Annotated in this window: 26 protein-coding genes; 7 read left to right on the forward strand and 19 right to left on the reverse strand. The window is 51.1% G+C overall.

The features are described from left to right. Positions 1-104: 104 nt before the first annotated feature. The 4 genes from BLP47_RS00720 to BLP47_RS00730 form a co-directional block, all read right to left on the reverse strand. Complete coding sequence (locus tag BLP47_RS00720; RefSeq protein WP_091849425.1) at positions 105-851, reverse strand: trypsin-like peptidase domain-containing protein; 747 nt, start codon at positions 849-851, stop codon at positions 105-107. Positions 852-855: 4 nt separating this feature from the next. Then, complete coding sequence (locus tag BLP47_RS00725; RefSeq protein WP_091849429.1) at positions 856-1,749, reverse strand: HNH endonuclease family protein; 894 nt, start codon at positions 1,747-1,749, stop codon at positions 856-858. Positions 1,750-1,818: 69 nt separating this feature from the next. After that, positions 1,819-2,019, reverse strand: a complete 201-nt coding sequence (locus tag BLP47_RS08385; protein WP_157671290.1) for a hypothetical protein — start codon at positions 2,017-2,019, stop codon at positions 1,819-1,821. Positions 2,020-2,086: 67 nt separating this feature from the next. Continuing rightward, positions 2,087-2,296, reverse strand: coding sequence for a hypothetical protein (locus BLP47_RS00730; RefSeq protein WP_091849431.1), 210 nt, complete (start codon positions 2,294-2,296; stop codon positions 2,087-2,089). Between the two features lie 177 nt (positions 2,297-2,473). On the opposite strand from BLP47_RS00730, the gene BLP47_RS00735 reads away from it, so the two are divergent. Together BLP47_RS00735 and BLP47_RS00740 are read left to right on the forward strand one after the other, a co-directional pair. After that, positions 2,474-2,752, forward strand: coding sequence for a DUF1778 domain-containing protein (locus BLP47_RS00735; RefSeq protein ID WP_157671293.1), 279 nt, complete (start codon positions 2,474-2,476; stop codon positions 2,750-2,752). Continuing rightward, complete coding sequence (locus BLP47_RS00740) at positions 2,740-3,225, forward strand: GNAT family N-acetyltransferase (protein WP_091849435.1); 486 nt, start codon at positions 2,740-2,742, stop codon at positions 3,223-3,225. Before BLP47_RS00735 ends, BLP47_RS00740 begins: the two co-directional genes overlap by 13 nt. A 456-nt stretch (positions 3,226-3,681) precedes the next feature. Here the strand turns inward: BLP47_RS00740 and BLP47_RS00750 are convergent, their stop codons facing one another. The 11 genes from BLP47_RS00750 to BLP47_RS00800 all read right to left on the reverse strand — a co-directional run bounded on the left by BLP47_RS00750 (position 3,682) and on the right by BLP47_RS00800 (position 12,583). Further along, positions 3,682-4,068 carry a helix-turn-helix transcriptional regulator gene (locus BLP47_RS00750; RefSeq protein ID WP_091849438.1) on the reverse strand — a complete coding sequence of 129 codons (387 nt, stop codon included), beginning with the start codon at positions 4,066-4,068 and terminating at the stop codon, positions 3,682-3,684. Positions 4,069-4,395: 327 nt separating this feature from the next. After that, positions 4,396-5,319, reverse strand: coding sequence for an SPFH domain-containing protein (locus tag BLP47_RS00755; protein ID WP_091849440.1), 924 nt, complete (start codon positions 5,317-5,319; stop codon positions 4,396-4,398). A gap of 2 nt (positions 5,320-5,321) precedes the next feature. Next, positions 5,322-5,732: an NfeD family protein gene (locus tag BLP47_RS00760; protein ID WP_091849442.1), complete on the reverse strand. Its 411-nt coding sequence runs from the start codon at positions 5,730-5,732 to the stop codon at positions 5,322-5,324. A 184-nt stretch (positions 5,733-5,916) separates the two neighbouring features. Next, positions 5,917-6,504: a DUF3800 domain-containing protein gene (locus BLP47_RS00765; protein ID WP_091849444.1), complete on the reverse strand. Its 588-nt coding sequence runs from the start codon at positions 6,502-6,504 to the stop codon at positions 5,917-5,919. Between the two features lie 221 nt (positions 6,505-6,725). Further along, positions 6,726-7,088: a helix-turn-helix domain-containing protein gene (locus BLP47_RS00770; RefSeq protein WP_157671296.1), complete on the reverse strand. Its 363-nt coding sequence runs from the start codon at positions 7,086-7,088 to the stop codon at positions 6,726-6,728. Positions 7,089-7,098: 10 nt separating this feature from the next. Next, complete coding sequence (locus BLP47_RS08390; RefSeq protein ID WP_157671299.1) at positions 7,099-7,551, reverse strand: hypothetical protein; 453 nt, start codon at positions 7,549-7,551, stop codon at positions 7,099-7,101. A gap of 93 nt (positions 7,552-7,644) precedes the next feature. Beyond that, positions 7,645-8,706: an N-acetylglucosamine-6-phosphate deacetylase gene (locus BLP47_RS00780; RefSeq protein WP_091849450.1), complete on the reverse strand. Its 1,062-nt coding sequence runs from the start codon at positions 8,704-8,706 to the stop codon at positions 7,645-7,647. Then, entirely contained in the window at positions 8,699-9,487 is a 789-nt protein-coding gene (locus BLP47_RS00785; RefSeq protein WP_091849452.1) for a DeoR/GlpR family DNA-binding transcription regulator, read from the reverse strand. Before BLP47_RS00785 ends, BLP47_RS00780 begins: the two co-directional genes overlap by 8 nt. A 13-nt stretch (positions 9,488-9,500) precedes the next feature. Then, a complete protein-coding gene (locus BLP47_RS00790) occupies positions 9,501-10,322 on the reverse strand; it encodes a carbohydrate ABC transporter permease (RefSeq protein ID WP_091849454.1) in 822 nt (273 codons plus the stop codon). A gap of 4 nt (positions 10,323-10,326) precedes the next feature. After that, entirely contained in the window at positions 10,327-11,211 is an 885-nt protein-coding gene (locus BLP47_RS00795; protein WP_091849457.1) for a carbohydrate ABC transporter permease, read from the reverse strand. Between the two features lie 97 nt (positions 11,212-11,308). Then, positions 11,309-12,583 (reverse strand): extracellular solute-binding protein, encoded by a 1,275-nt coding sequence (locus tag BLP47_RS00800; RefSeq protein WP_091849459.1) that lies wholly within the window; start codon positions 12,581-12,583, stop codon positions 11,309-11,311. Between the two features lie 328 nt (positions 12,584-12,911). On the opposite strand from BLP47_RS00800, the gene BLP47_RS00805 reads away from it, so the two are divergent. The 5 genes from BLP47_RS00805 to BLP47_RS00825 all read left to right on the forward strand — a co-directional run bounded on the left by BLP47_RS00805 (position 12,912) and on the right by BLP47_RS00825 (position 17,586). After that, complete coding sequence (locus tag BLP47_RS00805; RefSeq protein ID WP_091849461.1) at positions 12,912-13,790, forward strand: SIS domain-containing protein; 879 nt, start codon at positions 12,912-12,914, stop codon at positions 13,788-13,790. Positions 13,791-13,810: 20 nt separating this feature from the next. Continuing rightward, on the forward strand, positions 13,811-14,704 hold the full coding sequence (locus BLP47_RS00810) for an ROK family protein (protein WP_157671302.1): 894 nt from the start codon (positions 13,811-13,813) through the stop codon (positions 14,702-14,704). Next, a complete protein-coding gene (locus BLP47_RS00815; RefSeq protein WP_157671305.1) occupies positions 14,701-15,603 on the forward strand; it encodes a 1-phosphofructokinase family hexose kinase in 903 nt (300 codons plus the stop codon). The genes BLP47_RS00810 and BLP47_RS00815 overlap by 4 nt, the downstream gene beginning before the upstream one ends. Then, on the forward strand, positions 15,600-16,421 hold the full coding sequence (locus BLP47_RS00820; protein WP_091849465.1) for a class II fructose-bisphosphate aldolase: 822 nt from the start codon (positions 15,600-15,602) through the stop codon (positions 16,419-16,421). The genes BLP47_RS00815 and BLP47_RS00820 overlap by 4 nt, the downstream gene beginning before the upstream one ends. Before the next feature lie 151 nt (positions 16,422-16,572). Beyond that, entirely contained in the window at positions 16,573-17,586 is a 1,014-nt protein-coding gene (locus tag BLP47_RS00825) for an alpha/beta hydrolase (RefSeq protein WP_091849467.1), read from the forward strand. Positions 17,587-17,607: 21 nt separating this feature from the next. Here BLP47_RS00825 and BLP47_RS00830 read toward each other — a convergent pair whose 3' ends face one another. From BLP47_RS00830 to mmsA, 4 genes are all read right to left on the reverse strand, one after another. Next, positions 17,608-18,012: a type II toxin-antitoxin system VapC family toxin gene (locus BLP47_RS00830; RefSeq protein ID WP_091849469.1), complete on the reverse strand. Its 405-nt coding sequence runs from the start codon at positions 18,010-18,012 to the stop codon at positions 17,608-17,610. Further along, positions 18,009-18,281 carry a type II toxin-antitoxin system Phd/YefM family antitoxin gene (locus tag BLP47_RS00835; RefSeq protein ID WP_197672380.1) on the reverse strand — a complete coding sequence of 91 codons (273 nt, stop codon included), beginning with the start codon at positions 18,279-18,281 and terminating at the stop codon, positions 18,009-18,011. The genes BLP47_RS00830 and BLP47_RS00835 overlap by 4 nt, the downstream gene beginning before the upstream one ends. A gap of 153 nt (positions 18,282-18,434) precedes the next feature. Next, entirely contained in the window at positions 18,435-19,685 is a 1,251-nt protein-coding gene (gene mmsB / locus BLP47_RS00840; protein WP_091849473.1) for a multiple monosaccharide ABC transporter permease, read from the reverse strand. Beyond that, on the reverse strand, positions 19,685-21,220 hold the full coding sequence (gene mmsA, locus BLP47_RS00845; RefSeq protein ID WP_091849475.1) for a multiple monosaccharide ABC transporter ATP-binding protein: 1,536 nt from the start codon (positions 21,218-21,220) through the stop codon (positions 19,685-19,687). Before mmsA ends, mmsB begins: the two co-directional genes overlap by 1 nt. Positions 21,221-21,233: the final 13 nt, after the last annotated feature.

Here is a 21,233-nt window from a genome sequence, read left to right on the forward strand (position 1 = left end):
CTTTTTTAGCGTCAAATTTGCCGATCTCCATTAGCGAGGTGATCAGGCTTGTCAGTCATTACTATGGCCTAGAAGCGGCGGGTTAGCTGACCGAGGTCTGACATTTAGTCTGATTTATCTAGCTCAGCCAGTAATAACCAAAGGTTGGCTATCGGCTGCATGAACGCGACATCGTTGATGTCGTTCTGATTGAAGCCGGCATAGATAGTGCCGATGACTTGGCCCCTTAAGTTCAAGGCCACTCCACCAGAACTTCCTGGGTTGATACCGGCGTCGGTGGTCCAACCCTGCAAGCCAGCATCGGCTGAAACAACCCCCGTGGTCATGGTCAGCACCCCCGAACTCATGTAGTTGTCTGGGTAAGACATGGTCATAACCCAATTGCCTAAGCCAGGGTTGCCGCTTATTTCACTTAGAGTGGCCAACCTCTTTCTGTCCGCCTTCAGTAGGGCTAGGTCAATTGAGGGTAAGTCTTTATCAAGGTCATCGTCCTGGTGTATTGCCACCAAAATCTTTGCGGTGAAGAAGCTGCCATTGCTGTCCCAGACATCTACCCCACCCTCACCTAAGCAATCTTCAACAACGTGGTGGTTGGTCACTATAAAGTCTTCGGGTTCGCCTTTCACATAAAGCGTCACTCCCCAACCGGAGCCAACGTATTCCCCACACCCAATTTCATAGATAGCAGCAGAAACTCGATTGACCAAAGTTTCTAGGTCTTTTGGTGCATCAAACAGGCTCTGCACGAATACCTCTTGAGGTAGCGAGTCAGTTTGATCTGGGGCGACTTGACTGCAGCCCACCAGTAAAAACACTGCACAGGTAGCAAGTAGTTTGCTAAGTGACTTCATGTTCTTAGTTCACGCACCTAGTAGCGACATTGCTCAGGGTGTTGAACTCTCTTTGATCGACACTTAGCTCCCATTTCACCTTCACGATCATCCACTCTTGGATGTATTGGCAGATGTAGCTCTGATTGGTTGGTAACCAATCAGAGGGGTCGCGGGCTGACTTTGATCTATTGGATCCTGCACTCACGGCAATTAGGGCTTGAGGTAGTTCAAGGTCATTAGCAAAGGCCTGCCGCTTTGCGGCAGTCCACTGGTCTGCTCCTGAATCCCAGGCTTCTTTGAGGGGAATCATGTGGTCAATATCTAGCTTTGAAGAATCAGTTATTAGTTGGTTGTCATAGACCGAGAGCCAACTGCCCACTTCAACCTTGCACCTGTCTCCCAACCCAACTTGAGTGAGGGACTCTTGAATCAAAACTTCTTTTCTTGCATCACAGCCGTCACTATCGGCATCTACCCAATGCCGAAAGAGATCGCGGTCATAACCACTTGTCACCTCGGCCTTGATGGTGAGACTAAGTAGCAACTGTTCATACCTAATAGCCGCTTCTTGATTGCCAGCATCTGGCTCGGTGGCAGGGGCCGCGGTTGTTCGGGTTGGTGTTGGGCTCAGAGTGGCGGTTGGGTTGGAAGTGGATGCCGAGCCACCTGAATCACCAGGAGTAATTTCGGCCTTTGGGGTCTCGGAACCCTCGGGGCTCGGTTCTAGCGACTCAGCTGCTGTTGAATCAGTTGCTTGCGGTGACGGGGCCGACTGAGTTTGCTCACCAGTTGCCGAGCTGGTGGCGGTTGGGTTGGGTTCAGACGGGTTGATCATAGAGGAGATAAAAGACAGCGCTACAAAGGCCACAATCACAATGGTGATTGTGCTGGATTTAGATGTTTTACGCCTTGGCACTAGAACACCCCAACTGTGTTTGCCGACTAAGAGACTAGAGCGGATTGCATTATTTAGTTTGTTTAGCTCTTAGTGGTATTCATCTTCGTCGTAATCGTTCGTAGAGAGTGAGCTTGAGCCGGTTCTGGTCTGGCCGCCGCCAAACATAAAAGAAATCATCCCGACAAACGCCACCACCACCTGGATAAAGATTGCGCCAAGCACTGGCACAAGAAATGCGGCGAGGGCCAGCCACCCCCAAAACAAACTCCAAAATTCGTAGCTACTCACTTATCCCCCTCAAGTTTTAGTTCCAGATCAAGCAGCCTTATTGGCATTGCGGCTAGGCGTCTGTTACCTAGCGCTCCTCTTCGTTCCAGTCTGCTTCCTCATCAAACATCGAACCATATTGAGTTTCTGGGTATGCGGTGTTTGGTGAGTAGCCCTCGGGACCCGAGTGAAAGTCACCCTCGTTCATGGTGCCATCGGTTGCAAGTGAAGGTCTTTTTGGCATGGGTTGAACCGGTGGTGTCGGGCTAGCGAAGAGCCTGCGTAGAAAATCAAACATTTGTCCCCCTTTGTCTTATAGCTCAACTTAGCTAAGGGGTCTGACTTTTTTACGTCTCTGGTTCTCGAAATCGAGGATCCAGCGTGGCTGTGGATAACCTTTGTCATAATTTGAGGTTTGATGTCATGCTTTTGGATGAAAACATTCTGTAGACACAATGGGAGTACAAAAGGTAATATGACAATCACGATGGCTAAAGAGGAACGAATCAACGTTAGGGCAAGCACTCGGCAAAAGCAGCTGTTGGCTCAAGCAGCAGCTGCCACCGGGGTCTCGATTTCTGAGTTCATGCTTGAGCGTGCACTGCGAGATGCCCAGGATGCGATCTTGGATCAAAGAATTTTCTACTTCACCCCAGATGAATACGACGCTTTTGTGGCTCAAGGTGAGGACGTGGCTGAGAACCAAGCCAAGATTCAAAAGATTATGGAGCGCAAAGCGCCATGGGAGAGCTAAGCGATCCTCAGACCCTGAGCATCTCCCACGATCTTCGAGACTTTAATTCTGGAAATGCCAACCTTGATCAGTGGTTAATGGATAGTGCGCATCGGGCTAACCAAACCAACTCGGCACGGGTTGTGGTTATCAGAGATCAGAACCAGGTGATTGCATATAGCGCCCTTGCTACCGGGTCCATAGTAATTACCGATCTTCCGAGTGAATTCAGAAACGGTCTTTCGAGGCACCCGGTGCCAATCATTCTTCTGGCCAGGCTCGCGGTCGATACTCGGTACCAAGGGCTAGGTCTTGCAGTTGGATTGCTCAAACACGCATTGGTCACAGCTCTTGGAGTAGAGCAAGAAGATGGGGTCGTGGCATTGGCTACTCATCCGATAGATCAAAGTGCCAAGAGCTTTTACCTAAAATACGGGTTTGTGCAATCCCCCGGGGATAAAGACCTAATGGCCCTGCCCCTCAGGCGTTACTAGCCGACCGGAGTCCGGGCTGAGGTTTCCGGTCGGGAGTTTTCTTTTGCTTGTTGGTTGAAATTCGCCAACCGTTCGGACTTTCTCCATACTTCACAACTTGCCAGTTTTGCACAGGCCCCAAATCGGGTAGCGTCACGGTGAAATGGGAATTCTATAGTTCACCCATGTTCCCAATTTCAGTTGCACTTTTGGACACTCGGTCACTTGGGTATCCGAAGCTGGACCCAATGAATCTTCTGGAGGTTGACGATGCCCTGGCCGCCAGGTTTGCCGCCATAGCAAACGCGGTTTGCCAGGCCTGGCCTAAATTCAAAGGTGGTGGGCTGTGGCAGGCCATGCATGGTGAGATGCAAGGTTTTTTTGAAATTCGAATAAGCAAGGGCAAAACAAACTATCGATTCATTTGTCATCCAATTCAAAGGGGAGAACAACTGCTAATTGTTGTAGCAGGTGCTGCTAAACCGAGGCAAACTGGGCTACCAGAGAGCTTTTATGAAGATGTGAAGACTGTTTTTGCAAAGGCTTGCCGGCTCGAGAATCTCCCATTGCAATAGCTAGGCCCCGTTCAGTTGCAATTTTTCTCCCCAGGGCCCAAAGGACTTTTGAGATTGTCATGAGAGTCGGATTCTTTGCGGAACCGTCTAAAAGTCTTCGCAGATTGGCCGGTTCGATGCCTGCCCGCAATGCGAGCTCCTTTTTTGACCACCCGGCTTCTGCCCTTAGGTCATCCAAATGGTTAATCAGATCACTGATCGACAAAAGGATGGCCGTTTCGGCAGCTACTGATTTAGCCATTTCAGGATCGCTTGTCACCTTGTCTAGCAAGTCTTGATAGCTTGTCATGTCATTCTCCAATCAACGCATAGTAAATGATACACAAACAGTCATAGCGAGACAAGCAAAATGTTTCAGTGCGGTTGGATCTTTTTCTAGCGCCCTCACTAGTTTGCAAGCGTTGGGTGCGTTCAGGCATCGGTTTAGATTTCTCAGTTTTGGGTCGCAGGGCGAGCTAAAAAAGGCCCTCCAGCATAAAAGAAACACCCGAGACCCCCCAGGTCTCGGGTGTTCCAACCCCGAAGGATTGCAAAGCGACAAGCGCTTTGGTGGCTAGTTAAACTACCCCCTGGCCACAAGCAGGAAGTTAGCTTGAGGGTCTGACATTTATGAGTTTTACTTAGGGCCGAACGCTCGACCCAGTGCTGCGGCGGCAGCGGTTAGCTCGGTTGGAATGAACCAGACCTTATTGGCATCTCCATTGGAGAGCTCCTTTAGCTGGTCGATGTATTTATAGGCCAGAGCCTGATCGGTGACCTTGGCGTTTGCTAGGGCATCGAAGACTTTTTGAATTGCCTGGGATTCACCATCGGCCACTAGGGCCTGAGCCTTGGCATCGGCTTCGGCGTTTAGAACCGTTGCCTTAGCGGCACCTTCCGCCCTGAGAATCTCGGACTGCTTGGCACCTTCGGCGGTGAGGATGTCTGCCTGCTTGGTTCCCTCGGCGATCAAGATGCTGGCTCGCTTTTCACGCTCTGCCTTCATCTGCTTTTCCATGGAGTCGCGAACCGACTCTGGGGGAACGATGTCGCGAATCTCCACCCGGTTAACGCGGACCCCCCACTTGCCAGTGGCCTCGTCAAGCACAGTTCTCAAGGCCCCGTTGATTGCTTCACGTGAGGTTAGGGCTTCTTCAAGGTCTAGGGAACCAACCGCATTACGCAAGGTGGTCACGGTGAGCTGTTCAATACCCTTTACAAAGTTGGCAATTTCATAGGTTGCCGACTTTGGGTCGGTTACCTGGTAGTAGATAACGGTGTCGATTGAGACCACCAGGTTGTCCTCGGTAATAACCGACTGAGGTGGAAAGTCAACCACTTGCTCTCTGAGGTCAACGTTGCTTCTGATGACATCGATAAAGGGGAACACCAGGTTCACACCGGCATTCATGGTCTTGTGGTATCGACCAAGTCGCTCCACAACAGCCGCGGTTGCCTGCGGGATGATTCGAATTGAGCGAATTAGGAGCAGCGCGATAATAATCAGCACTGAGGCAGTCAAGATGCTGCCGAAGTCCAAAGAGTTCAAGATGTCAAACATGCTTATCTCACAATCAGGGTTGTGCCGTCAATTGAGTCAACGACTACTTTTGCACCGGCAGCTTTTGTGCCGGTGATTGATCTGGCTCTCCAGGTCTCGCCCTGGATTTTGGCGGAGCCGGCAAACTGTGAAATCTCTTCAATGACTTCAGCTGGTTTCCCAATAAGTGCTGAAACATTGGTCATTTGCTCAGGCTTATCGCCTTGGAGTTTTTTGATTAGCGGCCGAACATAAACCAAGGACGCAATTACCGCTCCCAGGAAACCGAGAGATTGCACCCAAAGATCAAAGCCTAAAAGCGAGAGCAGTAGCGGCACGATTGCCGCGACTGCCAAAGCAGCAAAATAGAGGCCGTAGGTGAGTAGCTCGATAACTACCAACACACCGATGATGATCAACCACATTACGGTCATGTGTAACCTCCAAATCTCTTCTAAGCCTAAGCGTTTAGAAAATGATTTGAGCTTGCGTTGCTAGAAACACAGAAGCTTGACAGGACGCTGATTGAGCCTCCATAATTGTGAAAGCAAACGACCCATTCTGCTTTAGCACGGTGAAGTCGGAACCCTGGTATCGCTAAGGCGGCCAGGGTTTGCATTATATGTGGACATGCGTGGTGCTGCCAGACCAGGTTTCCCAATATCTATTTTCGCTTCGGGTGATTTTCTGCCGATAAGCACTGGCGAGTAAATCTGCCAGTTCGAGCAAAGGTTCCCGGTTCTTTGGGACCGGGCGAATGTCTACTTGTCGCTGATTCCATATTTCCCTGGATCGGAATGCTTGGAGATTTCTCAGGTCGCTCTGCTGCTGATATCCGGGGGCTCTGGACTCGAACACCACTTGCTCTAGTTTGGAAAATCTCTCAAATATGAAACCCAGGCTGCTCATGATCAGAGCACTGCGACCCTGCTCACCCGCTTTGTCACGAGTGTCCAAAGATGTTTCAAACACCACACAGGTCGTTAGTGGTGCTAACTTCACTCCCACCTCGAGTAGCAACTGTCTCCCAGCTGAGCTTCTCAACAACTCAGTGGCATGCAGCGGGTAGCCGCCAGAAATAGCCTCTAGATTAGCTTTGACATCTAGCAACGCTTCTGATCTGACGCCCACATAAGCCATCAAGTAAAAGGGTGCTCTTTGAAAACTACCCGGCAGTTGAAGGGATTCGTCAACAAAGAATTTCAACCTGGCCTCCTAGGTCCCATAAGGGTAACCAAGGCTGCCAAGTTCGACCATCGAGCTCAAAAAAACTGTGCATAACTATTTTTACTTGAGTCAAAGTGCCTGCCAGCTTTGGAAATTAGGAGTCAGGGCGCTACCGCGGGCCGAGCCGCTCTGGAGTCCTGAAAATTCAGGCTCGCTCAGAAAATCAAAATTCTGAGTGTTGAAGGGTATTTAGAAGGCTGTTACTGCATGCGGGCCGGCTTGGGCTTCGGCCCCGGCTTAGAGCTACGAACCGGAATGGTGACCGTTTCGTAGTTCATTGGGACCCCGCCGTGCTCGACAGTAATTGTGATTTTTGCCCCAACTGAAAGTGCGTGAGAAAGCAGCCGCCTGATAGTTGGATTTGAGTTTGAGCTCTCCAGCTGCGAAATGGACGCCTGGCTCACACCGCATACTCGACCCAAATCTTCTTGGCTGACTCCGGCTGCTTCGCGCATGTGAATCAGGGAGTCGAGCATTTCCATCCACTGATGTTCGTTATGCAAGGCAAGTCGTTGCAGTGGGGTCATGGCGTCGATGATTTGTTGCAAAGTCTGATTGGGCATAAGTTTTATTCTATTCCTCACGTGCGGATCTGTCATTAAAGTCTGAGTAAATCTTCGCGGCTTTTTGAATAGCGGCATTCTGACTAGCGCGAGCCATATCCGAACTTTCGCCATGTTTCTTTAGCTGCAGGGTCAGGCCCAGGTAGCTGTCGGACTGTTCCACCAAGTAGAGCCTCAATTTATGTTGGTCGCCTCTAATGGACAAATCCCAACGTAACTCCCACATCAACAAATGGGGTTCACTTTTGATGCGCTTGAAATCAAAGCCCCTTCTTGCCCCACCCGCCGCAAGCCGAGTCAGGAGTTCGGCAACTTGCACCTCTAAAACTGCGAATTCGATCTCCGCCAAAAGCTCTGAAAGGAAAATTATTCTTAGGGCATTTTCCAACGTCTCCGAACCAGCGCTGGCGACCCACTCAAAGGGCTTCCCCAGTGGGCGAATTGGAGTCGGCTCTTGCAGCACTTTCCCATATTCCCCAACTCGAAACTTTCCGAATTGGCAAATATGAGATCTGTGGATAAATCCGCTCTGGTTGCGGCTGTTGAAGATTATTTGCTAGTTGGAGTTCACTCTGAATAAAAAGTGGTTTTCTGAGGTGATGGGCTGAGCCGGCACTTTATAGGCCTTTTCGGGGTTCGTGATGGCAGCCCTGAGGGCAAGCTCAAGGTTATTAGTCCACCGAGCATAGTTTTTAACCGCCTGGGTGATCTTGAGGGTTGAGCCCGCCAGCGAGCCGGATTCGGTTCTTGCGACCCCGTCCCTAACCTCAATCTTTACCTCACCCAATAAGTACTTGCCGTCTGGCTGACCGGTTGCCTGGATTGCGTCTGTAACCAAGATCAAGCGCTCAGCTGGAATCAAACGAGCTGCAGCCGGCTCAACGTGGATGCCATCGGCAATCAGTTCCAGATAGGTATCGGTTTCGATGGCAGCCGGCACTGGGCCTGGGGCACGGTGGTGAATGCCGCGCATGCCATTAAAGGTGTGGGTCATAACTGACTCCGGGTGCTTGGTTAGAAAATCTAAGGTTTCTTCATAGCCCGCCGAAGAGTGCCCAAAACAAAGCTTGATGCCCGAGGCTTCAAGAACGGCTGTCTGAGAATCGCTCAGGCACTCCGGGGCAACCGTAATTGAGCGAATCGTTTTACACTCTACAATTGCCTGGACCTCTTGATCGGTAGCAATTTTCAAGGCATCGGGGTCCTGAGCACCGCGGTGTTCGTGGGATAAAAATGGCCCTTCAAAGTGCAGCCCCAAAAACCTTGGGTCCAACAATAAGCTTTCGCACTCCTTGGTGATTCTCACCATTTCTGCAACTGGCGCGGAAACCAGCGAGACGATGTTTCTTGTCACCTGGTTTTGCTGGTTGAAATCTAAGATTCCAAGAATGTCTTGGGCCGAGTTATTGGCTGCAAAGCCATTGCCACCATGACAGTGTGTGTCAAAGAAGCCGGCGTGAAGAACTTGACCTGAGCCATCAATGACCTCATCGGCGTTGAGCCTTTGCCAGCTGTCACCGTGACCGATGGTGGTGTACTCGGCTAGGTGAGCCCAAGCGTTCTCAATGAGCTTGCCTTCTTGAAAGACGCTCACCGAGTGAATAATTTTGCTATTCACTAATAATCACCTCAATACCCTGAGCCTCAAGAGCCCTGCGAAGCTCTGGGTCTATTTCCTCATCGGTTATCAGAACGTCGACCTGATTGGGCTTGCAGATTCTTGCGAAGGCCTGGTTACCGATTTTATCAGCGGTGGCAACTACGACTACTTTTTTGGCAGCTGCTGCAATGAGCTGGTCAATCCGGGCTTCACCCTCGTGATTGGCGGTGGCGCCGACTTCGGCATCGATGCCATTGACTCCGATGAACGCGATGTCTAAAACTAGACCCTCTAACACCGGGGCCGCGTAGTCTCCGATGAGCTCATAGCTTTGCGGTCTGGCAATGCCACCAGTCACGACAATCTTGATGTGTTGGCGGATGACCATCTCAGTGGCAATGTTAACCGCGTTGGTGACAACCGTTAGGCCGATGTCGCCATCCTCGGCAATTAGTCGATGGGCTTGGGCAAGCTCTCTACCGAGCTCGGTGGTTGTGGTGCCGCCATTGAGGCCAATACGGTTGCCGCGCTGAACCATTGCGGCGGCGGTCTTGGCAATTCTTAGCTTGCCGCGCGAGTCCTTGGCTGTCCGATAGCGAATCGGCAGGTCATAAGCCTTGCCCACGGCGTCAATGCCGCCATGGGTGCGAGTGACCAATTGCCTTGCAGCGAGTTCATCAAAATCACGACGAACCGTGGCAACAGAGACACCAAGTGTCTTGGCTGCCGAGTCCACATCAAGGCTGCCGCGCTTGGCGACCAACTCGAGGATTCGATTAACTCTTTCGTTTCTAGACATGTTGCCCAAAAGATTACTTGATACTGCCGGCGGTTAGGCCACTCACTAGCCACTTCTCAATTGAGATAAACAAGATAACAACCGGGATGATTGCAATAAGTGAAACTGCAAACACGTAGTGCCACTGCACTTCATAAAGCCCAATAAACCCTGTGATGCCAACCGTAAGTGGCCGAACATCAGCCGATGAGGTTAATGTCAGCGCCACCACAAACTCATTCCAAGCCGCAATGAAGGTGAAGATCACCGCCGTCAAAAGACCCGGCAGTGCCAGTGGCAATGTAATGCGGCGCAAGACTGTGAATCTCGAGCAACCATCGAGCATGGCTGCTTCTTCAACCTCGGCGGGGATGCCGGAGAAAAAGCCGCTGAGAATCCAAACCGAGAAAGCCAGGTTGAAGGCCGCATTCACCAAAATCAATGCGACGTAGCTATTAACCAGACCCAGCGATACGAACTGGCGGTAGATGCCGATAACCATCGAGGTTGGGGCAAACATCTGGGTGGCTAAAACCAATAGCAAAATCAAACCGCGGCCGCGGAATCTAAAGCGGGCAAGGTAATAAGCGGCCGGAATCGCCACCACCAGGACCACCAAAGTGGCGCTGCCGGCGATGATCAGGGTGTTGAGGAGATACTGCGCGATCGGAGCCGACTCCCAAACCGTGATGAAGTTTGAGAATTCAAAGGTGGAGGGCGCATACTCTGCGGGAATTTGGTAGAGCTCGCTGGAAGGTGTCAGGGCGGTGAAAATCATTCTGATATAAGGAATCAAGAAGACTGCGGCAACCAAGGCGCCCATCAGTGAGAGCGAGGATTTCTTGAGAAGCTTCATGGCCCTAGTCCTGCTCTTTCTTTGTAAACCCGGTGGCCTTGAGGTAAATCAACACGAAGACCAAGATCACTGCGAAGTTCAAAACCGACAGGGCGGCCGACTGGCCGACCTCTTGGCTTCTAAAGGCCAATTTATACATCAGCGTTGTTGTGGTGTCAGTGTCGTAGCCCGGACCACCCTGGGTCATCACCCAAATGATTGGGAACTGGTTGAACACGTTAATCAGATTGATAACCGCCGCTACCGATAGTGAGGTGAATAACAGCGGGAAGGTGATCGAAGAATAGGTTTTGCGAGGGGATGCGCCATCAACTCTGGCAGCCTCGTAGATTTCGTTTGGAATGGTTTGCAGTCCCGCGAGAATCACAAAGGTTGTGAAGGGGAGTGAAACAAAAACCGCCACCACAATCAGCCAGGGGAACGAGGTGCTCGAAGAGCCCAACCACTCCACCACTTCGGATTCGTCAATGAAACCAAGGTCGGTGAGAATTCTGTTTAGAATCCCGTAATAACCATCGAGCATCCAACGGAAGCTGGTTGCTGTCATGATGACCGAAGAGGCCCAAGGCACGATCAAGGCCCAGCGCACATACCTTCTGCCGGGGAAGTCTTGATTCAAAAGCTGCGCTAGCGCCAGCGAGATGAGAATCGTGAGGGTTACCACCACGACCACCCAGAAAATGGTTCGCACAAAGGCGCCGACCAAGTTGGGGTTTTCTAATAGCTCGCGGTAGTTATCTAAACCGACGAAGCCCTTTTCTTTTCCGGAACCCGATATCTCGAGGGTTGAGGTGCGGATCATTTCGTATACGGGCCAAAGCACCACACCAAAGATCAGAACCAACATCGGTGTGAGCCAAGGAATTGGCCCAGCGAGAATCTTTTTCATCAGCTCCCTAACAGATTAACTGTATTACCTGAGAAAAAACTGGCGGGGGCCAGATGTGGTCCCCGCCAGTTCTAACTATCTAGCACTGACTAATTACTTATTCAGCTTTTGATGCAATGTTTTCTAGGACTGCCATTATGTTGGCACCCTTTTCTACAGCCTTACCAATGGTCTGCTGCATTTCACCCTGAACTGCTGGCCACGAGGCCTCGGTTCCTGGGTAGAACACTGCCTGTGGAAGGATCTCGATGTATGGAGCTAGTGCTGGGTCGTTGGCTAGTGCTGCACCAGCTGAAACGGTTGCTGGCAAGAATCCACCAGCGGCCTCTAAGAAGCCAGCGTAGTTTTCAGGCTGGTACAAGAAAGCCAAGAACTTCTGCACTGCATCTAGGTTGCCCTCTTTTTTGAAACCGAAGAAGTAGTCCTGCACACCAAGGGTGATTGAGGAACCATCTGCACGGTTGCTTGGGAAGGTGGTGAAGCCGTAGTTGATTGGGCTTGCCTGCTCAGCCAAAACGTTTGGCAAGAACTGGGCACCGTTCAACATTGCAGCCTTGCCCTCAGCGAACAGTGCGAATGCACAGTCGGTGCGGTTGCAAGTTGCAGGTGTTGGGTTAGTTAGGCCCTGGTCTACTAGCGAGGCTAGGTACTCCATGGTCTCTACGTTCTTGTCGGAGGTGATGGACCACTTGCCGTCAGTGAACACTCCACCGTCGTTGGAGTTAGCCCAAATCATGAACTCGGCCTGCGCCTCTTCTGGGCCCAGTGGGAGAACTAGGGGAACGATTGCAGAGTCGTAAGCCTTGATCTTCTGCATTGCTGCCTCTAGGCCATCCCAGGTCTTGAGATCCTCAACTGCAACTCCGGCTGCAGCAAGAATGTCCTTGTTGTAGAAGAACAAGCGGGCTGAGGCAAGGTCGGGAAGTGCATAAGCAACCCCGTTGTACTTTGAGTTCTCAATGAAGGTTGGAACCATGTCTGCCAATACGTCTGCTGGAACTAGTTCCTCTGCGGTGTAAAGCAAGTCATCTGCTGCAAATGAAGAGAAGTAGTTCAAGTTACCGATGTCAGGAAGATCTCCGGTCTGAACCATGGTCTTTAGCTTCTGGTCGATATCGTTCCAGCTAACTACCTCTACCTCTACGGTGATGTTCTGATTCTCCGCCTCAAAGCGGGTAACTAGGTCATCGTAATAAGGCTGCATTGCATCGGTGTACTGGGCAGCAACCATGCGAATGGTTACTGGCTCAGTAGATACTGCACCATCGGTTGGAGTAACCGTTGATTCTGCTGCACAGCCGACTAGTGTCGAAGCTGCAATTAGACCTGCCGCTGCGACTGCAATGCCGCGCTTTAGTCCCCTCTTGCTCATATATTCCTCTCAATTTATCAATCAATCGTGCTCGACTGCTTGGGGATGCTGAGGCCATTTGGACCCAGAACCTGACGTAATGCTAATAATTATTTAATTATTATGCATAGTTTTGATTATTACAGTCTGATTACAATTGAAATTCGTCAAGATTTATAATTCAATAAAGACCAACAGAAATAACGTATTTAAGGCAATTTGTAGAGTTTGAATCATTTAATACCGATGAAACTTGAGTAAAATCTGCAATTTATTTGCACTATTTTGATGTTTTCCTCAATAATAAGAGAACATTCAACTTTTTCTTCTTTTTGATTAGGAGCACCCAGTGGCAACATTCGCCAGCGTAGAAGTACTCAGCCAGCCAGAAATATGGGAACAGGTAGTTGACTTGCACTCATCGGTTGCTCACCAATTGCCGGCCAAGGGCGAGAGGGTTGCTTTTGTGGGGTGCGGCACCAGCTGGTTTGTGTCTATGTCCGCGGCAGTTCTTAGGGAGAGCAAGGGCCTTGGAGAGTCGGACGCCTTTACCGCCAACGAATTTCCACTGAATCGTAAATACGACCGAATAGTTGCAATCACCCGCTCCGGCACAACCAGCGAGGTCATCGAGCTGCTAGAAAAACTTGCGGGTCAGAACACAGTCGTGATCACAGCGGTGGCGGACTCCCCTTGCGCCGAGCTAGCCAAGGAAGCAATCGTTTTAGATTTTGCCGACGAGCAGTCGGTGTTGCAGACTCGCTACGCCACTTCGGTGTTGGCTCTTTTACGCACTCACTTCGGCGAAGACCTCACCGGCGCGATTGCTGACTGCCGCCAGGTATTGGCCCAAGAGCTTGATGCGGAACTGGTTGCGAGCACCCAGATTACATTTTTGGGAACTGGTTGGACTGTGGGATTGGCACACGAAGCTGCGCTCAAGACCAGAGAATCCTCCCAGTACTGGGCTGAGGCATACCCTGCCATGGATTATCGCCACGGCCCAATCTCAATTGCAGAGCCGGGGCGCAGTGTTTGGGTGTTTGGTGATGTACCTGCTGGTTTGGAGAAAGACGTTGCCAAGACTGGAGCAAAGTTCGTGCACTTGGAGCTGGACCCGATGGCGAGCTTAGTGATGGCGCAGCGCATAGCGCTGGCAATCACCGAGTCGAAGGGCCTGAACGCCGATACCCCAAGACACCTTTCGAGATCAATCGTTCTGAGCTAAAGGGTTGCTAGGTTTCTATAGTGAAAATACTCGGGATTGATCTTGGTGGCACCAGCATAAAATCCGGCCTAATTTCGCCCTCGGGTGAGGTAACCGAGCTGCGCAGAACCAAGACTCCAAACAACGACCCATCCGGCGAACAAGCGGTCGAGGTCCTGGCCGAAATAGTAAAAAATTACCTAAACAACCACGAGATTAAAGTAGTAGGACTTTGCGTGCCGGGGATTGTCGACGCCCAAAATGGCATTGCAGTGTTCTCGGGAACTCTAGGTTGGCGCCATTTTCCAATTGCCCAAAAACTTCAGGAACTGGTTGGGATTCCGGTTTATTTGGAGCATGATGTGACCGCTAGCGGTTATGCCGAATTTAGAATTGGCGAGGCCAAGGGTTACGACTCGGCAATGATCATGGCAATTGGAACAGCACTTGCTGCGTGCTTTGTGATTAATGGAGCGATCTACAGACCGCACAGCGCAGTCGGCGAGATTGGCCATGCACCGACCAGAAACGATAGGCCTTGTGTCTGCGGCAAGACTGGCTGCATGGAGATGACGGTCTCCGGAGGCGCCTTGGTTCGAAACTATAAGGCGCTCAGTGGCAAAGACGCCACACCCGATCTGATTCTTGATGCCAATAAAGAACTGGACCAAATTGCCGTAGAGCTCAGAAGTGAGTTCTACGAGGCACTCGCGTTCGGCATTCATTTTGTAGCGAGCACTCTGGGGCCCCAGGCTGTTGTAATCGCAGGCGGCATCGCAGATGCCGATTCGGATTTTGCATCGAGCCTGGAAAAAGAGCTTGATAAGGTTTTGGGCATTCAGCTCAGGCCAAAGATCCTCATCTCAAAGCTTGAGGGCACCTCCGGGTGTATCGGGGCCGGGCTGAGTGCAATGGATCGGCTAAAGAACTCTTGATCGGCGTTGTCACCCTCTCTCCAGCGATTGACGTCACCTACCAGGTGCAGAAGCTGGTGTTGGGAGAGTCGCACAGGGTTCAAAAAACCTATAAGTTCGCAGGCGGTAAGGCACTTAATGTCGCTCGGGTGCTCAAATCAGGCGGCCACCACACCGCGTTGATTCTGCCGACTGGAGGCCAGGCAGGATCATGGCTCCGCTCAGAGCTCGAGAAGCTTGGAGTTAGCTATCAAGCAATCGAGACGATTGCTGAGACTCGAACCTGCGTGAGTGTTGTTGACATCGGGGCGACGGTCTTTAACGAACCAGCACCGAGTGTTTTGGAATCCGAATTTGAAGCCTTTTTGGCAATCATCCAAGGCGCCCGAGATACTTCGGTCGGAGTCCTCAGCGGCTCGCTACCGGCCGACCTCACAAGCCAGCAAATCACTCGGCTACTGAGTGTAATCAGAGACAGTTTTCCAATAGCAGTGATTGACACCTCAGGCACTGCACTAATTGAGGCTGCCAAACTTGGCTTTGATCTTCTAAAGCCAAACCGAGAAGAGCTATTGGCTGCCACTGGCTCTGAATCGGTTGAAATAGCGGCTGGGTTTCTAATGTCTCTTGGAGCAAAGCGGGTTTTAGTTTCGCTCGGGGAATTAGGGGCCAAGCTTTTTACCAGCAAAAAGTTACTCTCTGTTCAGGTTACTAAGGTTCAGGGCAATCCAACCGGCGCCGGCGATGCGATGGTCGCTACTGCTAGCTGGTCTTTAGATAAGGGCCTCACTGACTCACAGCTGCTAAAAAATGCAGCTGCGGCCGGGAGCTTGGCAGTGCTTGAGCCTGTGGCCGGGCAGATCAATTGGGAGAAGTTGGCTGATTTAGCCAACACCTTAGAAGTGGAAGAAGTCGAATGACCCTCAAAACAACCGGAGCCATTCTTAGCCAACAGAGCTTTGTGGTCGCTGCCAATGCCATTTTGCTGGAACAGGGTGAAGCCCTAGTTCAGGCTGCCGAACAAAGCAACACCGGGCTGGTGTTGCAGCTTTCTGAAAATACGGTTGGCTACCACGGTTCACTTGAGCCAATGGGTTTGGCACTATTGGCGCTTGCTCGCCAAAGTAGTGCCGATATATCAGTGCACCTGGACCATGCCACCAGGCCAGAGCTGGTCTTGGAGGCCATTGACTTAGGTTTCAGTTCGGTGATGTTCGATGGTTCAAAGCTCTCCTATCAAGAAAACCTGGCCACCACTAGGGATTTGGCTTTGGCCGCAGCGGCCAAGGGGGTTTGGTTCGAGGCTGAGCTTGGCGAGGTTGGCGGCAAAGACGGCGTTCATGCCCCAGGGGTCAGAACCAAGCCTTCTGAGGCGATCGAGTTTGTGGCTGCCACCGGAATAGATGGTTTGGCGGTTGCGGTTGGCAGCTCCCACGCCATGACCGAGAAATCCGCAAGTCTAGATCTTCAATTGATTAGCCAGCTCGCGAGCGCCGTCCCAGTTCCACTTGTGTTGCACGGCTCTTCCGGTGTTGCAATCCCCGAGCTAAAAAAAGCACTAGCTGCCGGGATTGCCAAGGTAAATGTCGCAACGGAGTTTAACTTGATTTTTAATAGGGCAGTTGCCGAGCACTTCGCTAACGGTGGTTCGCTCTCCGACCCTCGCAAATACCTAGTCCCTGCCAGAAAGGCAATGGCTCAGGCAATGGTTGACTACCTCTCAGCTTTGAGTAACTAGCCCCCAATAAGTTTTTCAGAACACTGTCGGCTTTTTAGTTGATGGCCGAGAGTCATCAACGGCTTGAATCCAATTTATGCACATTTCGGGGTCCTCGAGAGACCCGAAACACTAGGCAATATGCACAGCTGTGAGTGTGTTAGTTTGGCCTATGCGTAAATCGATCAAGATCGCAGCGATCTCTGCCGGAGCACTGGTGGTTGCACTTACTGCCGGGGGCCTAGCAATCGGTGACTATGTTTACACCTCTGGCACCGCGGTGCCCTGTGGCATAAATACCGATGATCTTGATAACTCCCCCGAGGCTTTTTATACCTCAACCTATAATTCTGGGCCCTACCCTTCTTCAAGCTGGAATCAGTGGGTGGGCTATGACCTATCTGAGTGGTGGCTTACCGGAGTGCCATACGACACCGTAGAGATTCCCGTAGCCCAAGATGTCACTCTTGAGGCGTGGTGGATCACCCCACTTGAGACAAACAACAAGACGGTCATTGTCACCCACGGAATCGGCACTTCGAGAAGAGACTTCAATGCCCTCTTGCCAGCCGCGATGCTGGTGAAATCGGGTTTCAACGTCCTTTTGGTTGACATGCGAGATACTGGCGGCTCGACCTGCACCGACGGTCGTCACTCCGCAGGTCAAGAAGAATCCTCGGACTTTGCCGAGGTAGCACTCTGGCTGAAGAATCAGAAGGGTGTCCCCGCAAGAAGCATCGGAATGTTTGGGGTATCAGGCGGGGCAATTATGACCTCCCTGCTACCTGCTAAAACAGAGGATGTCTCTGCCTTTGCAATGGAGGGCACCATCTTCGATTTTTCAAAGGCGGCCACCGCAGAAGTTGAATTCCAGGGTTTTCCAGGGTTTTTATGGCAGTTCGCCGAGGTCTCGGCAAACCTCTTTCACGGAGTGGACCTGGGTGAAACTAGCACCAAGACCGGCATTGAAAAGGCTGGTAATAGGCCTATGTTGATTCTCCACGGTGATCAGGATGAGCGTCTGGACTATCAAAGCTCAGTTGATTTTTACAACTACGCAAAATCAGTCGGAGCAAACATCGAACTGGAGAGGTTTGTCGATGCCAACCACACCGAGGGCATGCTCACTGAGACGGATCGCTATGCCGAATTGCTAACCGTCTTTTTTGATCGAAACCTGGGCTAACCAGCTTGAGACCCAAGACACTCACACAATCGGAGTAATCGGCCTAATCCCAGCTCTGAGAGAGGCTTCAATCAGTTTTTTGTCATAGGTGACGAGTCCTTGGATTTCAGAGGAACAAGCCAACGCGCTCGCTAAGTGAATCGCATCCAGAGTTCCCAGACCAAGGCCGACATGCATCACGGCTTGCGTGCAAATCTCTGTTTTTATTTTTAAAAAACTAATTTGCTCAATCAAATCATGAGCTCGCTGCAGCCCCTCGGGCACAAACCTTAAAATATTGCCAATTAGCTCGGTACGCAGGAGGTCGCTGGAAATTAACCTTGGAAAGTGTTGTGCCTCCAGCCAGGCTTCCAAAAAGGGTGTCTCTGCCTCCAGCTTCACCAACTTCAGGGCCGCGGAGGTGTCAAGATAATAAGCAGCTTTCACAACCTTTCACCTCTAGTTTGAGTCAGCATCTGCTCTGAGGAAGGGGTTCCCTGGGCGACCCTAGTTGCGCTTGAGTTCTTTAGGAAGTCCGCTAGGTTGCCCCTGGCAATACTGAGGTCACCGGCATCCGATAGCTGATCCAAAATGCTTTTTTGTTGAGAAGTAATTTTTGCCACCGGCTCACCGCGCTCTGTGACGGTTATCTCCTCACCGGCCTTCACCCGCGCAATCACTGCCGAAGGGTTCTGCTTCAACTCTCTAATTCCCACTTTGTTCTCCATGTTCTACAATGTAGCACCTGAGGCGTTTCTACTGCCAAAAAGTATCGCAAACTTTCAAAAACACCGTTTTAGGCCTGTGGATAACTAGTTAAAGTAAAAACACCGGGCCACTAGCCCGGTGTTTTCGAGTGACGCTAAATGCTACTTTCTGCGCTTGCTCCAGACATCGAAGGCCACAGCCAATAGCAAGACCAAGCCCTTGATTGTCATCTGAATATCAATACCAACCGAGTTTAGGTTCATGCCGTTCGCCAAGACTCCCTGGATCAAACCACCAATCATCGAACCGGTTACTGTTCCAACACCACCTTGCACAGCGGCTCCACCGATAAACACCGAAGAAATCGCATCGAGCTCGAAGCCATCGCCGGCCTTTGGCACTGCCGAGTTCATTCGGGCGGCGATTAGCACGCCCGACAGCGCGGCAAGTGCTCCCATGTTTACGAACAGGAAGAAGTTCACTTTTCGAACGTTAATGCCCGATAGGACTGCCGCGTTTAGGTTTCCACCGATTGCGTAGATATAGCGTCCAAACGGGGTGCGCTGCATCACTATCGTGTAGATGACGACTAAAAAGACAAGGACGATCAGGGTTATTGGAATACCGTTGGCCTGGGATAGCTGGAGGCCGACATAGGCAAGCATCAGGCTCAAAACCACGTTCTTCACGTAGAACCAAACTGTTGGTTCAACAACTTGGCCGTATTTGATCTTGCCACTTCTGGTGCGAAGTGAAGCAAACCAAAGTGCTAAAAGTGCGGCCCCGGTAACAATAAGGGCCGTGAAGTTATACGTTTCGGACATCCCCACCAGAGCATTGAGGTTCTGTTCTTTATCTAAAAATCCATTTCCAATCGCTCGGAACTCGTCTGGGAACGGACCGATATTGGTGTTCTGCAGGGTTAGTAGCGCCATGCCGCGGAACAACAGCATGCCGGCCAAGGTCACAATGAATGCCGGCACTCCGACATATGCCACCCAGAAGCCTTGCCAGACCCCCACCAGGCCACCGACCATAATGGCTCCAATGATTCCAGCCCACCAAGGTAACGCGGGAAGCCAATCCCAACCATCTTGCTCAAGCGGTCTAACCACCAGAATTCCGGCAACGCCGCCGATAAATGCGGCGACCGAACCTACCGAAAGGTCGATGTGGCCGGCGATAATGACCATGACCATGCCAATTGCCAAAACCAAGATATAACCGTTTTGGACCACCAGGTTGGAGAAGTTAGTCGGGGTTATCGAAGCGGCATTCGGTGTTGTGAGTGCGAAAAACACCACGAGGCCGACCAGGGCTAAGAAGATTCCGTTTTGCCTCAGGTTCACACCTTGGAAGCGGTCTCTAAAAGAGGCTAGTGCCCCCTTTGGCGATGTCGTAGTTGATGACATTAGTTCTTACCCTTCTCAGTAGTCATGTATCTCATAAGCAGTTCCGGGTTGGCATCTTTACGCTCAACCTCCCCGGTAATTCGACCCTCGGCAATCGCATAAATGCGATCGCAAATACCGATCAACTCTGGAAGCTCAGAGGAAATCACAATGATCCCCTTGCCTTCGGCTGCAAGTCTTTGAATAATCAAATAAATCTCGTATTTCGCGCCAACATCGATGCCCCTGGTTGGCTCATCCAAAATCAAGACGTCCGGGTTCACGTTAATCCACTTGGAAAGCACAACCTTCTGCTGGTTTCCACCGGAGAGCTGGCCCACCACCGATAAAACGCTCGGGGCTTTAATGTTCATCGACTCGCGATACTCACTGGCCTTTTTGAACTCCTCATTGCCATCCACCAAGCCAAATCGGACAAATGACTTGAGTGAAGCTAGAGAGATGTTGCGCTTGATGTCTTCAATAAGATTCAGCCCAAAGCGCTTGCGGTCCTCGGTTGCATAGGCAATGCCCTGGTTGATCGCCGAAGCAATCGTTTTCATCTTTATCTCTTGGCCACTTTTGAAAACTCGACCCGAGATGTTGGTTCCATAAGACTGACCAAAAAGGCTGCGGGCGAACTCGGTTCGCCCAGCGCCCATAATGCCGGCAAGCCCGACAATCTCGCCGCGCTTGACGTTCATTGAGATGTCGTCGACCACCTTGCGGCTGGAGTCGATTGGGTGATATGCATTCCAGTTCTCAACCCGCAAGATCTCTTCACCAATGTCGGCATTACGGGCTGGGTAACGGTTTTCCATGTCTCGGCCAACCATGCCCTTGATGATGCGCTCTTGGGAAACTGAGTCCTGTTTCATGTGCAGGGACTCAATGGTCTCGCCGTCCCGAATGATGGTGGTGGTGTCGGCAATGGCCTCGATCTCATTGAGTTTATGGCTAATGATGATCGAGGTGATTCCCTGGCCCTTGAGGTGGCGCAAAAGGTCCAATAGGTGGGCTGAGTCTTCATCGTTTAGGGCAGCGGTTGGCTCATCGAGAATCAGCAACTTCACGCGCTTTGAAAGTGCCTTAGCAATTTCCACTAGCTGCTGTTTGCCAACACCGATGTCTTTAATTGCGGTGTTTGGGTCTTCGGAGAGGCCAACCCGGGCCATTAGCGATGCCGCTTCTTGATTGGTCTTATTCCAATCGATCAAGCCAAAGGACTTAATCTCATTGCCTAAAAAGATGTTCTCGGCAATCGAAAGGTGTGGGGAGAGCGCTAGTTCTTGGTGAATAATTACGATCCCTTGCGATTCTGAATCGCGAATGGTGGAGAACTTTTTGACTTCGTTTTCGAAAACGATTTCACCGGTATAGGAACCGAAGGGGTAGACGCCCGAGAGTACTTTCATGAGGGTGGATTTGCCGGCACCGTTTTCGCCACAAATGGCGTGAATCTCGCCTCTCTCAACTATGAGAGTGACATCATCCAGGGCTTTAACTCCTGGGAAAGTTTTGGTGATGTTGCGCATCTCAAGAATTGAGTTAGACATGTGCGCTCCTTTA

It is taken from the genome of Candidatus Aquiluna sp. UB-MaderosW2red (assembly GCF_900100865.1).
GTDB lineage: Bacteria > Actinomycetota > Actinomycetes > Actinomycetales > Microbacteriaceae > Aquiluna.

Coding starts and splice junctions, on each gene's coding strand:
- BLP47_RS00785 (WP_091849452.1), bottom strand. CDS start 9,487: ATGTCTAGAAACGAAAGAGTTAATCGAATCCTCGAGTTGGTCGCCAAG.
- BLP47_RS00755 (WP_091849440.1), bottom strand. CDS start 5,319: ATGTTTGACATCTTGAACTCTTTGGACTTCGGCAGCATCTTGACTGCC.
- BLP47_RS00720 (WP_091849425.1), bottom strand. CDS start 851: ATGAAGTCACTTAGCAAACTACTTGCTACCTGTGCAGTGTTTTTACTG.
- BLP47_RS00770 (WP_157671296.1), bottom strand. CDS start 7,088: ATGCCCAATCAGACTTTGCAACAAATCATCGACGCCATGACCCCACTG.
- BLP47_RS00790 (WP_091849454.1), bottom strand. CDS start 10,322: ATGAAGCTTCTCAAGAAATCCTCGCTCTCACTGATGGGCGCCTTGGTT.
- BLP47_RS00820 (WP_091849465.1), top strand. CDS start 15,600: ATGACCCTCAAAACAACCGGAGCCATTCTTAGCCAACAGAGCTTTGTG.
- BLP47_RS00730 (WP_091849431.1), bottom strand. CDS start 2,296: ATGTTTGATTTTCTACGCAGGCTCTTCGCTAGCCCGACACCACCGGTT.
- BLP47_RS00760 (WP_091849442.1), bottom strand. CDS start 5,732: ATGACCGTAATGTGGTTGATCATCATCGGTGTGTTGGTAGTTATCGAG.
- BLP47_RS00800 (WP_091849459.1), bottom strand. CDS start 12,583: ATGAGCAAGAGGGGACTAAAGCGCGGCATTGCAGTCGCAGCGGCAGGT.
- BLP47_RS00750 (WP_091849438.1), bottom strand. CDS start 4,068: ATGACAAGCTATCAAGACTTGCTAGACAAGGTGACAAGCGATCCTGAA.
- mmsB (WP_091849473.1), bottom strand. CDS start 19,685: ATGTCATCAACTACGACATCGCCAAAGGGGGCACTAGCCTCTTTTAGA.
- mmsA (WP_091849475.1), bottom strand. CDS start 21,220: ATGTCTAACTCAATTCTTGAGATGCGCAACATCACCAAAACTTTCCCA.
- BLP47_RS00795 (WP_091849457.1), bottom strand. CDS start 11,211: ATGAAAAAGATTCTCGCTGGGCCAATTCCTTGGCTCACACCGATGTTG.
- BLP47_RS00735 (WP_157671293.1), top strand. CDS start 2,474: ATGACAATCACGATGGCTAAAGAGGAACGAATCAACGTTAGGGCAAGC.
- BLP47_RS00825 (WP_091849467.1), top strand. CDS start 16,573: ATGCGTAAATCGATCAAGATCGCAGCGATCTCTGCCGGAGCACTGGTG.
- BLP47_RS00740 (WP_091849435.1), top strand. CDS start 2,740: ATGGGAGAGCTAAGCGATCCTCAGACCCTGAGCATCTCCCACGATCTT.